The organism is Nocardia transvalensis NBRC 15921, from assembly GCF_000308875.1.
GTDB classification, from domain to species: domain Bacteria; phylum Actinomycetota; class Actinomycetes; order Mycobacteriales; family Mycobacteriaceae; genus Nocardia; species Nocardia transvalensis.
The window spans coordinates 164,419-177,499 of record NZ_BAGL01000070.1 but is presented as its reverse complement, the minus strand read 5'-3'; the positions used below and the strand labels follow the sequence as shown (position 1 = coordinate 177,499).

The 13,081-nt window shown below is 67.4% G+C and carries 12 protein-coding genes; 6 read left to right on the top strand and 6 right to left on the bottom strand.

Translation table 11 applies throughout. From position 1 onward, the window contains the following. Positions 1-52: 52 nt before the first annotated feature. Complete coding sequence (greA, locus tag ON41_RS26340) at positions 53-547, bottom strand: transcription elongation factor GreA (RefSeq protein WP_040750464.1); 495 nt, start codon at positions 545-547, stop codon at positions 53-55. 307 nt (positions 548-854) lie between these two features. After that, positions 855-1,301, bottom strand: a complete 447-nt coding sequence (locus ON41_RS26335) for a DUF4307 domain-containing protein (protein ID WP_040750463.1) — start codon at positions 1,299-1,301, stop codon at positions 855-857. Between the two features lie 240 nt (positions 1,302-1,541). Between ON41_RS26335 and mca the strand changes: the two genes are divergently transcribed. From mca to ON41_RS26320, 3 genes are all read left to right on the top strand, one after another. Then, positions 1,542-2,456 (top strand): mycothiol conjugate amidase Mca, encoded by a 915-nt coding sequence (gene mca / locus ON41_RS26330; RefSeq protein ID WP_174411360.1) that lies wholly within the window; start codon positions 1,542-1,544, stop codon positions 2,454-2,456. Next, positions 2,453-2,749, top strand: a complete 297-nt coding sequence (locus tag ON41_RS26325) for a hypothetical protein (protein WP_040750461.1) — start codon at positions 2,453-2,455, stop codon at positions 2,747-2,749. The genes mca and ON41_RS26325 overlap by 4 nt, the downstream gene beginning before the upstream one ends. 311 nt (positions 2,750-3,060) lie before the next feature. Continuing rightward, positions 3,061-4,515: a serine hydrolase domain-containing protein gene (locus ON41_RS26320; RefSeq protein ID WP_040750460.1), complete on the top strand. Its 1,455-nt coding sequence runs from the start codon at positions 3,061-3,063 to the stop codon at positions 4,513-4,515. Positions 4,516-4,523: 8 nt separating this feature from the next. Here the strand turns inward: ON41_RS26320 and ON41_RS41850 are convergent, their stop codons facing one another. From ON41_RS41850 to ON41_RS41160, 3 genes are read right to left on the bottom strand one after another with little or no spacing between them, the layout of a single operon-like run. Then, on the bottom strand, positions 4,524-4,688 hold the full coding sequence (locus ON41_RS41850) for a hypothetical protein (protein ID WP_157185631.1): 165 nt from the start codon (positions 4,686-4,688) through the stop codon (positions 4,524-4,526). Between the two features lie 17 nt (positions 4,689-4,705). Next, positions 4,706-6,232: a MutS-related protein gene (locus tag ON41_RS26315; RefSeq protein WP_051162507.1), complete on the bottom strand. Its 1,527-nt coding sequence runs from the start codon at positions 6,230-6,232 to the stop codon at positions 4,706-4,708. Then, positions 6,223-7,740 (bottom strand): MutS-related protein, encoded by a 1,518-nt coding sequence (locus tag ON41_RS41160; protein ID WP_040750459.1) that lies wholly within the window; start codon positions 7,738-7,740, stop codon positions 6,223-6,225. The genes ON41_RS26315 and ON41_RS41160 overlap by 10 nt, the downstream gene beginning before the upstream one ends. A 296-nt stretch (positions 7,741-8,036) precedes the next feature. On the opposite strand from ON41_RS41160, the gene ON41_RS26305 reads away from it, so the two are divergent. Then, a complete protein-coding gene (locus ON41_RS26305) occupies positions 8,037-10,208 on the top strand; it encodes a DEAD/DEAH box helicase (protein WP_218003559.1) in 2,172 nt (723 codons plus the stop codon). Positions 10,209-10,265: 57 nt separating this feature from the next. On the opposite strand, the gene ON41_RS43165 is transcribed toward ON41_RS26305, so the two are convergent. Beyond that, complete coding sequence (locus ON41_RS43165; protein WP_246460890.1) at positions 10,266-10,472, bottom strand: PASTA domain-containing protein; 207 nt, start codon at positions 10,470-10,472, stop codon at positions 10,266-10,268. Between ON41_RS43165 and ON41_RS43160 the strand changes: the two genes are divergently transcribed. Both ON41_RS43160 and ON41_RS26300 read left to right on the top strand, forming a co-directional pair. Next, positions 10,471-10,899 (top strand): hypothetical protein, encoded by a 429-nt coding sequence (locus ON41_RS43160; RefSeq protein WP_246460889.1) that lies wholly within the window; start codon positions 10,471-10,473, stop codon positions 10,897-10,899. The genes ON41_RS43165 and ON41_RS43160 overlap by 2 nt on opposite strands. 119 nt (positions 10,900-11,018) lie before the next feature. Continuing rightward, positions 11,019-13,073 carry a thioredoxin domain-containing protein gene (locus ON41_RS26300; protein WP_246829609.1) on the top strand — a complete coding sequence of 685 codons (2,055 nt, stop codon included), beginning with the start codon at positions 11,019-11,021 and terminating at the stop codon, positions 13,071-13,073. The last annotated feature ends 8 nt before the right edge of the window (positions 13,074-13,081 follow it).

Here is a 13,081-nt window from a genome sequence, read left to right as displayed (position 1 = left end):
GGCCTTCGGTGGCAGTGCTGCAAGCTGCCGCCGGAGGGCCCGTCCGGATGCGTCAGCTGTGGTACGGCTCCGCGCTGACCAGCGTCACCTTCATGGTGTTGCCGTTGGGCAGCGTGTATTCGCGGGTCTCGCCGACCTTGGCGTTGATGAGCGCGCCGCCCAGCGGCGAGTTCGGCGAGTAGGTCTCGAGATCGGAACCGCCCATGCCCTCTTCGCGGGTCGCGATCAGGAACGTCTCGGTGTCGGTTTCGTCGCCGTCGTAGTAGACCTTGACGACCGATCCCGGGAGTGCGATGCCGGACTTGGTCGGAGCGACGCCCACCTTGGCGTTGTTGAGCAGCTCCTGCAGCTGGCGAATGCGCGCCTCCTGCTGGCCCTGCTCCTCACGCGCGGCGTGGTAGCCGCCGTTCTCCTTCAAGTCGCCTTCTTCGCGGCGTTCGTTGATCTCGGCCGCGATGACCGGACGGTTGGCAATGAGCGCGTCGAGTTCGCCCTTGAGCCTCTCATGCGACTCCGGGGTCAGCCAGGTCACGTTCGTCTCAGTCATCTCGATCACTCCCTAGTAGTTGTTCCCGGCGTGCCGGGATTCCCTGATACCCGCCGCAGTACCCGCCCAGGGGCGGGCACAACGGCAGTGGACGGCTAGAGCGATCCCATGGGGATGTCCTCGAACCCCGACAGGCCCAGGTCCGGAGGGCATGTCAGTACCCCGGAACCGTCAGCGCTGGCCGCCAATGCAGCAAACACGGCTCCGAGCGTTCGGAACCGTGTGTCCGCCCATTTTAGCACGATCTATAAATACGCAGGTCGGAGCGTTGATTGCTAGGCGTTTCGCCCGGATAGGGGTTCCGGCGTTACCGCCCGCCGACCCGGAGATATGCCGGAACCTTGTCGCTGCAGCCGTAGATATCGCCCGCGGCGGGTCGCCCGGTCGTGCGGACGGTGGTCGTCAGCTCGACGGTTCCGCTGGTCGAGGCCGGGATCAGCACCTCGCGGCGGCCCACTTCGGCCTGGTCGGAGTCCATCCCGCGCACGAAGCAGACGACGGGGCGGTCGGGATGTTCCCGAGTCACCTTGAAGTGCACGTCGAGGGTGGAGTCGTTCACGATGCTGTACCCGAGCTGTTCCGGTTCGATGTCCTTGGGCCCGAACTTGCTGTAGCCCGCGTAGGACACGATCAGCCCGGCCAGGACCACCGCCGCGCCGAGCGCGTAGGGGATCCAGCGACGGTGGCGCCGCGGCCGGGTTCCGTACCGATCCGCGACGCGGTCGGCCGGGGCGGCGGGCGGTGCCTCGCTCATGATCTGTGGCTCCTGTGGTCGGTCGGCGGCGCATCCGGTCCGGCGCTCGCGCCGCAGGGGGGTAGGTCGGAACAAATGACGGTCGAATGGAACTATATGGGGTGGAGATCGGCGCGAGCGCTGGGTGTATGTCGTGCACTGCGGCAGCCTCGGTGACCACTGGGGACCCGCTCGCGACATAAACTCGACACCCGCGGGAAGCGATGAGGTGAAGACGGTGAGCAACGAGGTGAACGAGACGTGAGCGGACTTCGCCTCATGGCGGTGCATGCCCATCCCGACGACGAGTCGAGCAAGGGCGCCGCGACCACCGCGAAATACGCCGCGGAGGGCAACGACGTGCTCGTCGTCAGCCTGACCGGCGGCGAGCGCGGCTCGATCCTCAACCCGGCCATGGATGTGCCCGGCGTCCTCGACCGCATCGAGGAGGTGCGGCGCGAGGAGATGGCCGAGGCCGCCCGCGCGCTCGGGGTGAAACATCACTGGCTCGGTTTCGTGGATTCCGGCCTGCCCGAGGGCGATCCGCTGCCGCCGGTGCCCGAGGGCAGCTTCGCGCTGGTGCCGCTCGAGGAGGCCACCGAGGCGCTGGTGCGCGTGGTGCGCGAGTTCAAGCCGCACGTCATGACCACCTACGACGAGAACGGCGGCTACCCGCACCCGGACCACATCATGTGCCACAAGGTGTCGGTGGCCGCGTTCGAGGCGGCCGGCGATCCGGAGCGGTTCCCCGACGCCGGCGAGCCGTGGACGCCGCTGAAGCTGTACTACGACCACGGCTTCAGCATCCAGCGCATGGAGGTGTTCGCCGACGAGTACGAGCGGATCGGCGAACCGTTCCCGATGCAGGAGTGGCTGGATCGCTTCCGGTCGATGGCGGCCGCGCGCGGCGACATCATGGCCCGCGTGACCACGCAGATCGAATGCGCCAAGTACTTCCCGCAGCGCGACGACGCCCTGCGCGCCCATGCCACCCAGATCGACCCGAACGGCGCGTTCTTCGCCATCCCGATGGATATGCAGCAGCGGCTGTGGCCCACCGAGGAATTCGAGCTGGCGCAGACCCGCGTGCGGACCGAGATCCCGGAGACCGACCTGTTCGCCGGCATCCGCGAGGCCGAGGACGCGCGCACCGCGCTCGAGGACGCCCCCCGATGATCGTCACCCTGTTCGCACAGCCCACTACCAACCCGACCGGCCCCGAATTCGGCAAGGCGTCGCCCCTGGGCCTGGTCATCATCCTGGTGCTGCTGGTCGGCACGGTCCTGCTGATCCGCTCGATGAACAAACACATCAAGCGGCTCCCCGCCGAATTCTCCCCGGAACACCCCGAGCCGGACCAGGAGGCGGACGAGGGCACCGACCCCGGCGCCGTGCACCCCGACTCGGACACCCCCACCACCTCCACCCCGGAACCCTCGGCCAAACCCGATTCTCCCGGCACCCCCTAACACTTTCCACCCCAACACTTTTCCCGCACCCTTTCCACACTCACGCACCCCGTTCAGCGGTATGAACGGGGTGCGTGAGTGCGTAAAGAGTGCGTGAGTTGGTCCGGCCACGCCTCGCGAGCCCGCAGCACGTGCCGCACCCTTTGCGTGTTCGCGCACCCCTTGCAGCAGTCCGGAACGGGTGCGTGAGTGTGGAGGGGGTGCGTGAACCGGCAGGTGGGTGGGGATCTCGGAGGGCAGTTGCGAACACTGTGCGGTGAACGTACAGTGTGCGTTATAACGCACGGTGTTCGGAACTGAGGGGAAAGATCATGGCGGAGAACGTGAAGTGGGACGGCGACGGCGCGTGGAAGGTGAAGGGCGCGTGGGGAACCGCGGATTCCGAAGGGCGCGGGTTCGAGGTGGCGCGGTGGCAGGCGCGGCTGGACGAACTACGCGCCGCGCATCATGTGCCGGGCGCGCAGCTGGCCGTGCTGGTGGACGGTGAGGTGTACGAGCTGGCCAGCGGGGTGCTGAATCGCGCTACCGGTGTCGAGGTGACCACGGATTCGGTGTTCCTGTCCGGATCGATCGCCAAGATCTACACGGCCACGCTGATCATGCAGCTGGTCGCCGACGGGAAGCTGGATCTGGACGCGCCCGTGGCCGGCGTGCTGCCGGAGTTCTCGACCCCGGATCCGGAGGCGACCCGGACGATCACCATCCGGCAGCTGCTCAGTCACACCGGCGGCGTCACCAACGACTTCACCTACGACTCCGGGCGCGGTGACGACGCCCTCGAGAAGTACGTCGCCGCGGCGCGCGAGGTGCCGCTGGACTGCGCGCCCGGCACCGTCTCCTACGGCAGTCTCGGTTACGTGGTGCTGGGCCGCCTCATCGAGGTGGTGACGGGGAAGACCTGGGACGAGGCGATCCGCGACCACATCGCCGTCCCGCTCGAACAGGACCGCCTGATGACGCTGCCGGAGGAGGCCCTGCGGTACCGGGTCGCCATGTCACACCTGGGCGATCCCGGCGTCGACCCCGATCCGGCGCCCTCCTGGGATCTGATGCCGCGCTCGGCCGGGCCTTACGGCCGGGTCGTCACCAGCGCGGGCGATATGGCCCGCTTCGCGCGGATGCATCTGGACGGCGGCGTCACGCCCGACGGCCGCCGGGTGCTCGCCGCCGACGCCGTGGCCGTCATGCAGCGCCGCGAGATCGACGTGCCGGACAAGTGGACCGTCAGCGCGGACGGCTGGGGACTGGGCTGGACCCTGTACGACTGGGACGGAATCGGCGGGTACGGCCACGACGGCGCGGCCATCGGCCAGTACTCCTACCTGCGCGTGGTCCCGCACGCGGGCGTGATCGTGGCGCTGATGACCAACGGTGGCGGCGCCCGCCAGCTGTACGCGGACCTGTTCCGGGAACTGCTCGCCGACCTCGCCGGGGTCCGGATGCCGGCCGCGTTCGAGCCCGCGACACCGCCGATCGCGGTGGATATCGACCCGTTCGTGGGCACGTACCGCCGGGAGGGTGTGGTCATCACCGTCACCCGCGAGGACGACGGTGCCGGGCATATGACCTACGAATTCGTCGACGGCATGAAGGATCTGTCGCCGACGCTGGAGATGGAACTGCTTCCGGTGTCGGAGAAGGTGTTCGCCGCATCCGGTGCGGGCCCCTCGTTCAGCGAGGACTACATGCCGGTCGTCTTCGAGACGCTGCCGGACGGCACCGAATGCTGCTACGTGGGCATGCGCGCGACACCCAAGATCGCGTGAGCCGCGTGTCAGAACGGGGGATCGTGATGTCTGCGTCTGCATAAGTCGCAATCGCAGTCGAAGTAGCCGATACCGGCGCTGCCGTGGGCGCCGCGGCGCTCGGCGTCTTCGAGATCGGCGAACCAGGGGCGGCGGCGGGCCGGGGTGTGCTCCAGCGAGGTCGAGATACTCATACTTGCGAATACCCCGTTCACGGGCATTGGTGCGTTGCGGTTTCGCCACGGCCCTGCGGAGGATTCAGGAGTTGCCCGGGGATACGGCCGAATATGCGGTGGAAGACGTCGGCGGCGTGACTGGTGGGTTCCGGGGGACCGGGGGTGACGCGGAAGGTGCGGGTGCCGTCGGTGTGGTGGCCGGCGCGCAGGAACAGGTCGGCCGGGTGGGCGAATTCGTAACGCCGGTGGGCGAATTCGTAGAGATGGGTGACGAACACGACCCGCACACCTGCGGCGACCAGCCCCTCGATGAGCGGTCCGGCGATCCGAGCGGCGTCGCGCTCGCTGGTGGAGGAGAACGACTCGTTGCACAGCAGCAGGGCATTCGGCCCGGCCCGGTCGACGATCTCGCTCATCCGGGCCAGCTCGTCGACCAGCTTGCCGTGTGACATCGTGCGGTCCTCGTCGGTGACGAAATGCGTGAAGACACCGTCGCGCACATCGGCCTCGAAACTGTCCGCGACGACGAACATCCCCGCCTGCATCATCGCCTGGGCCGCGCCGAGACTGCGCAGGAAGGTGGACTTGCCGCCGCTGTTGGCCCCGGTGACGACGATCAGCGAACGGCCCGCGGCATCGATGTCGTTGCCCACCACCGGCTGATCCGACGACAGGCACAACGCGACGTCGCGCAGGCCCGTACCGCGCAGCCGCGCACTCCCGGCGGGATGCGGCGTCGGCAGGCACAGCGGCAGCCCGGCACGCTCGAAGCGCTCGGCGAGGTTCAGACAGCCGAGGTAGAAGGCGAGTTCGGTGCGCAGGTCCCGGAAGAAGCCCTGCACCTGGTTGTTCGCGTCGTTGACGACCTCGGCGATCACGGTCAGAGCGCGCCCGCGCAGTTGCGTCACGGGGTCGAATTCGGGATCGGGTTCCTCGATCACGCGGAAGGTGTGGCCGGTGCGTCGGTCGAAACCGAACCGGCGGCGGCGAATCGGCTCGTGCAGCACGATATCCGAGATCCTGTTACCCGGACCGAGCCCGGCGCTGAGATGCACGCCGTACTCGAAATCCATTGCCGCCAGGTGCTTGTCGATGCTGTCGAGGTAGCTGTCGTCGAGTCCGTCGGCGAGAGTGGCCATCAGGCCGGTGAATCCGGGCGCGCGGAAGATATGGCCGCCGCGGTCCCGGACGGCGCGCACGCGCCGCAGCATGGTTACCAGTTCGGTGAGGGATTGCAGCGCGAGCAGCAGTTTGCCGTTGGGCCGGTGCGCCGGGCCGACACGCCAGCGCTTGATATCGGTTGCCTCGGAGGCGATCCGGTAGAACTCGCGCACAACCCCGGGGTTGGCGCGGCAGTCCGCCAGCACCGCCTGCCGGTAGCGGATCACCTCGGGATCGGTCACCGGTGCCGCCAGGACCGTGCGCACCGCCTCGAGGATCGCGGTGTCACCGGCGGCCATGGCGACGCACAGCGATTCGAGGCCGAGATCGCCGAACGCGTTGTCGCCGTGGGACACCGGGCGGGCGGCGTATCCCGCGGGATGGAGGAGATTCACCCGCACGACGCGATCCTGGCGGTGACGAGGTCGTAGGTCAGGCCGAAGCGTTCGGCGAGCACCACGGCGTGCGCCTCGCCGTCGGCCGGTCGGCGCTCGATCCGGTACGTGCGCCGGGACGGGTCGTCCGGGTCGGTGGTGGCGACCATGCTGACCGTGGCCGGGCCGCTACGCGCGAGTTCGTCGAAGAAGGTGACCCATACGGCGATCGAGCCGTGCTCCACGATCCGATCGAGGACGTCGCGGCCCATCCGCACGGCGTCGGCGGCGCCGGTCGCGCTGAAACTCTCGTTGAGGATCACGACGCTGCCGGCGGTGGCGTTCGCCAGCGTGTCCCGGATGCGCACCAGCTCCTCGGCGAGCCGACCGTCGGGGTCGGTGGCCTGCTCGGCGCGTTCGAAATGCGTGAACAGCCGGTCCGGCAGGGGCAGGCACGCGGACCGGGCGGGCACCGGGCACCCGAGCGCGGCGAAGTAGACCAGCTGGCCGACCGTGCGAGCGAAGGTCGTCTTACCGCCCTGATTCGGTCCGGTCACCACCAGCACGCGTTCGGGACCGGAGAGCCGGAAGTCGTTGGGCACCACCGTGTCATCGGTCCGGTCACGGCGGGTGAGCAGCGCGAGATCGAAGGCGTCCTCGGCGTGGATCGGCGCGCCCGGGGAGGCCAGGTGCGGCAGGCACATCGCCCCGCCGACGCGCCGCGTGAATGCCAGATACGTCAGATAGAACTGGATCTCGCGATCGAACCTCAGCACGGCGTCCGCGGCGAAATTCTCGTAGTTGCAGGCGAATTCGCCTAGTTGGCCGAAAACGTCCGGGTGCACAGCGGCGACGCGATCGAGGATCTGCTCCTCCATCTGGCTCATATCGTCGCTTTCCGGCCGCTGCCGTGCCGGTTGCGGCGGTCGAGTACCGAAGCGCGAGAACAGGTCAGCGATCGTCGCGCTGTAATCCGCTGTACCGTCGGCGGCGTCCACCTCGAGGGTGCGATCGACAATCCGAATGCTGTAACGCACCCCGTCCAGCGCCTCCCGCACCCGCCGCACCGCCGCCACAAGCCCCCCGAACTCCGCCCCGGCGACATAAGCCGCGACGAACTCGCGCCACCGGACCAGCGCCCGCGAGGCCAGCGGCAGCGTCTCCAGCGCCCCACCCAGCCACACAACACCATCGACGTACTCCGCCGCGGCAGCAAGCTGCCACCGCTGCCGGTGAGCCGGATGATGCTGCCGCCCCCGCTCCGCCAGCAGCTCGCGCACGGTCCGCATCCCCACCGCGAACTCCTCGAACACCGCCCGCACCGCATCATCACCCAGATCGGCGAAAACCTCCTGCCGAAACCGCACAACCTCCACATCCCGAACCGGCCGCTCAAACCACCCCCGCACCCCATACCCGTCGTCCCCGACAATCGCGTCGAGTACCCGCCCGATGTTCAAATCCGCCACCACAGCCCCGTCCACAACGAGCTGCTCCGCGGCCCCCACCGGCCACAACACACTCACACCGGGCATCCCCACCTCCTTGAACGGCCCTCCGCACGATAAGAAGATTACTTACCTGCCGTCAAGTAATCACCGTACTCCGCACATCCGTGGTGATCAGTCCAACGGCGTCACCGCTCCCGCTTCGGGTGTGGCCGCGAGGAACCGGCCGCCGCGTTCGGGGCACGAGGACACGATCTGACGACCAAGGTCCATACCGTTTCCACCAGCGGACGAATATCTTTACTACGGCAATCCAGCAGTAACGCGCGTTCAGAGGGGTTTCGATGACCCAGCCTCCGGCACCCCCGGCCACCGTTGTAACGGTGTCCACAGCCCGCAGCGTCATTCACGACGTAGAGGTATTGATCGAGCGAGCGGCTGCGGTACTCCGCGCGCCCGAAGCCCTCCGAACAGCTATCCGCCATCAACTCGCCATCCTGGTGAACGACGATGTCATCGCCCAGCTCCGCCGGTGTGACCTGGACAAACTGCGTCCATTCCTGACCAGCGGTGTCCGATTGGGCGCCCTGAGCAAAGCTGGTTACCGCACTGTTGCCGACGTTCTCGTCGCCAATCCCCTGCACCTCACACAGATCACCGGCGTCGGCCCGCGTACCGCTGAGGAGACGAGTCGCGCTGCGAGGCAGTACGAGTCGCAGATCAGGGCGGCGACGACCGTTAGGATCGATCCCCAGCGCCGCACGCCCGGGCAAACACGCTTGCTTGCCCTGTTGGCCGCAACCCGCCACGCCGACTCGGCATTCGCGTCGCTACGTGAACCGCTGACGGCAGTCCGCAACTGGGCATTGCCCTTGATTGCCGCGGCGCAGCCGGCCGCGATGGGAAAATGGCGACGACTGTTCGTCGGCCGGGACAAGAGGGACGCGGCAGTACCGGCAGTCGCCCAGCTGAGAGCCCTCCTCGCCGACCCGCGAACCGAGTCGCTACGGCAGGCAATCCACAGTGCCGAACGCGACAGTAATTCGGCAACGTACGACAGCGAGCAGTTGTGGCGCGACTACCTAGCCGATGCCGCTTCGGCGAATTCGCTGCTGTCCACGCTGGGCGGAGCGGGCGAGTCCGACGACATCGATGCGGCACACGGGTTCATCGAACCCGAACTGCGCCAAGAGATCTCGGCAGTTCCGCTGGATACCAGCCAGTTGAAGGCGACGCTACGCAAGTATCAGCTTTTCGGGACGCAGTATGCCATTCACCAGCAGCGTACGATTATCGGCGACGAAATGGGTTTGGGTAAGACCGTGCAAGCCTTGGCCGTATTCACGCATATGGCAGCGAAAGGGCAGCGGCGGTTTATGGTGGTGTGCCCTGCGAGCGTACAGATCAACTGGCTCAAGGAGATCCGCAGGCACACACAGCTCGCCGCGCACAGCCTCCACGGCCGTGAACGTGAATCGAACGGTCAGCGGTGGCTGCGGGACGGAGGCGTTGCAGTTACCACGTTTTCGACCCTCGGTAGTCTGAACTGCCTGCAGGACATAGAAATCGCCATGCTGGTGCTCGACGAGGCCCACTATGTCAAGAACCCGGACACCCAACGCTCTCAGCACGTCAAGCGCGTCAGTGGTCAATCCCAGCGGCTGCTCTTCCTGACCGGCACGCCGATGGAGAATCGTGTCGAAGAGTTCCGCAACCTCGTCGGCTACCTCGACCCGGCGCTTGCCGCCAAGATCGATCCGAGCGACGCACCCGCTGGCGCGAGGCATTTCCGGCGCGCCGTCGCACCCGTCTACCTGCGACGTAACCAAGAGGACGTGCTCACCGAACTGCCGGAAAAGATCGAGGTCGAGGAATGGGTGCAGCTCAGTTCTGCGGACGAGAACAACTATCGTGCGGCGGTGTCCGCACGCAACATCATGCGAATGCGTCGAGCCGCCTTCGAAGCTGCGGACTCCGCGAAGTTGGAACGGCTGACCCAGATCGTCGACGAAGCATTCGAAGAGGGCCGCAAGGTCATCATCTTTTCCTACTTCTTGGACGTCCTCGCGACAATCCGGAGCAGCCTGGGAACAGCCACCGTCGGACCGTTGACCGGCAGCGTCGCGCCGAGCGATCGTCAGATCATGATCGACGATTTCACAGCCCGTCACGGGCCTGCAGCACTGCTCAGCCAAATCGATGCCGGTGGTGTAGGGCTCAATATCCAGGCCGCATCCGTCGTCATCATCGCCGAGCCGCAATGGAAACCGAGTTCCGAGGACCAGGCGGTCGCGCGGGCGCATCGTATGGGTCAAACCCGGAAGGTTCAAGTGTACCGGCTGCTGGCAAAAGGCAGTGTGGACGAACGGATTCGCGAGATCCTGGAACACAAGCAGCTACTGTTCGACGAATTCGCCCGGAAGAGTGATGCGAAGAACGCCGATCCGCTAGCGGTCGACGGCGAATACCACCGTCCGGCCGTCCTCGATGACGAATCCGTACCTCGCGATCAGCGGGTCATACTTGCCGAGCGGCATCGGTTGGGCCTGTCCTGATCGACCGTGGCGTAGCGATTCGCAACTGAGGAAGGTGTCCGGCGGTCGAAGCCGCCGTCATCCGCAGGAGTTCGGTTCTCCGTACTTCACGACCGACAGCACCGCTTCACCCTCGCCGACCGGCGTTCCCGGCGTAGGAGTCTGAGCGACGACGATCCAATTGCGGTCGAGGACCTGCTTCCGTCCGGCTCCGGTGGCGTCTCGTGAGCGAGAGAGGAAGACTCCGGCAGCCTGGATTGTGTTCTGGGCATCCTGCAGGTTCATGCAGACAACCGACGGCATCAGTACAAGGGTGCGAGTGGCGCCGGCAGGTGTGGTCTCTGGTGATGGTGCGGCTGGCGCGGTCTCTGGTGGTGCGGTCGACGTCGGGGTGGTTGTTATTGCAGGCGGCGTCGACGACGTGGTGTGTTGGGATGTCACTGCAGCCGAGGTGCTCGTCCCCAAAGCGGAATCGGAAGAGGGAACACATCCTGTACTCACCCAGGCCGTCGCGACGGCGATGGCTAGGTACGCAGCCGCTCGCCGGGATAGGAGGTCCGGCCCGCCGGCGAACGATGTGGGCAGATGGAATCCGCAGCGTGTGGGTTTCTCGACGATCATAGTTTCAGTCATCGGTCACGACGGGGCACACGCTACGCCATGGGTGCACCTAATCTTCCGTATTGTGTTGGCGGGCAATACAAACCGATAGTTGGTTCATCCCCGGGTGCTGTCCGCCGAATTGGATGTCGACCGCAATCGTGGCGCGGTCAGGCACTGTGCTGCTATGTCATCGCGCTATGCCGCCTTGCGGTGTGGGAGGCTGGCTGGGTGAACCGCTTGGGTAACGCCACCTCGCCCTACCTTCGCCAGCATGCCGACAACCCGGTGCACTGGCGGGAGTGGGATGCCGAGGCGCTGGCGGAGGCCGCCAGGCGGGACGTGCCGATTCTGTTGTCCGTGGGGTATGCGAGTTGTCACTGGTGTCATGTGATGGCGCACGAGTCGTTCGAGGATGGGGCGACGGCGGCGTTGATGAACGACAACTTCGTGTGTGTGAAGGTGGATCGGGAGGAGCGGCCGGATCTCGACGCGGTCTATATGACTGCGACCGTTGCCATGACGGGGCAGGGGGGCTGGCCGATGACCTGCTTCCTGACTCCCGACGGTGAGCCGTTCTATTGCGGGACCTACTACCCCAAGGTGCCGCGTGGGGGGATGCCGTCGTTCACGCAGTTGCTGACGGCCGTGGGGGAGACCTGGCGTAACCGGCGGGACGAGGTGGATCAGGCCGCGGGGCAGGTGGCGCAGGCGCTGCGGGAGCAGACGGGCGGGCTGCCCGACAGCGAGCTGAGTATCGGTCCCGAACTGCTGCACCATGCCGTCGCCGCGGTGTTGCGCGATGTGGACGAGCGGTACGCGGGATTCGGTGGCGCGCCGAAGTTTCCGCCGTCGGCGTTGCTGGAGGGCCTGCTGCGCCACCACGAACGCACGGGCGACGCGCAAACGCTGCGAGTGGTGACGCAGACGGCCGAGGCCATGGCGCGCGGCGGCATCTACGACCAGTTGCGCGGCGGTTTCGCCCGCTATTCGGTCGACGCCGCCTGGGTCGTCCCGCATTTCGAGAAGATGCTCTACGACAACGCCCAATTGCTGCGCGCGTACGCACATCTGGCGAGGTATACAGCCGATACCCCTGAGCGGCAACGGCTTCCGCTGCGCGTCACCGAGGAGACGGCCGGATTCCTGCTCGACGATCTCGGCACCGAACACGGCGGTTTCGCCTCCGCGCTGGACGCCGACACCCACGTGGAGCCGACCGGCCCGGGAGTCGAGGGCGCCACCTACGTGTGGACGCCGGCGCAGCTCACCGAGATCCTCGGCGAGGACGACGGCGCTTGGGCCGCAGAGGTTTTCGGCATCACCGTCGAGGGCAACTTCGAACACGGCGCCTCGGTGCCCACCCGCTACACCGACCCGGACGACACCGGCCGATTCGACCGCATCCGCGACCTGCTGCGCCGGGCCCGCGGCGAGCGCCCGCAGCCCGGCCGCGACGACAAGGTGGTGACCGCCTGGAACGGCATGGCCGTCACCGCCCTGGCCGAGGCCGGCGCCGCGCTCTCCCGTCCGGATTGGGTGGACGCGGCCGCCCGGTGCGCGCGATTCCTGTTGACGCAGCACCTGATCGGCGGCCGCCTCGTGCGCGCCTCGCTGGGCGGCGTGGCGGGAACGGCCGCCGGTGTGCTGGAGGACTACGCCTGGCTGGGGACCGGCCTGCTGGCACTGCACCAGGCCACCGGCGACCTCGACTGGCTCGAACACGCCGAACGCCTGATCGACACGGCCGTAGCCCATTTCGCCGATGCGGCGGTACCCGGCGCCTGGTTCGACACCGCCGACGATGCCGAGACCCTGGTGAGCCGGCCCCGCGACCCGCTCGACGGCGCGACTCCGGCGGGCGCCTCGTCCTTCGCCGAGACCCTGCTGACCGCGTCGGTGCTGACCGACGCGACCCGCGCCGCCCGCTATCGCGAACTCGCCGAGCAGACCCTCCGGCGCGGCGCGATCGTGCTGGCCCGCGCCCCGCGCTCGGGCGGGCACTGGCTCGCCGTGGCCGAGGCCGCCGTGCGCGGTCCCATCCAGGTCGCGATCTCGTTGCCCCGCGGCACCGACGCGGAGACCGCCGCGCTGACCGTCGTCGCCCGACGTTTCGCACCCGGCGGCGCCGCCGTCGTGGCCGCGGCCCCGAACGCCGTGCCGTTGCTGGCCGATCGCCAGCCGGTTGCCGATCGGCCCGCCGCGTACGTGTGCCGCGGGGCGGTGTGCGACCTTCCGGTGAGCGATCCGCGGGAGCTCGAGTCGGCTTTGGTCTCGGACCGGTAACGATCGCG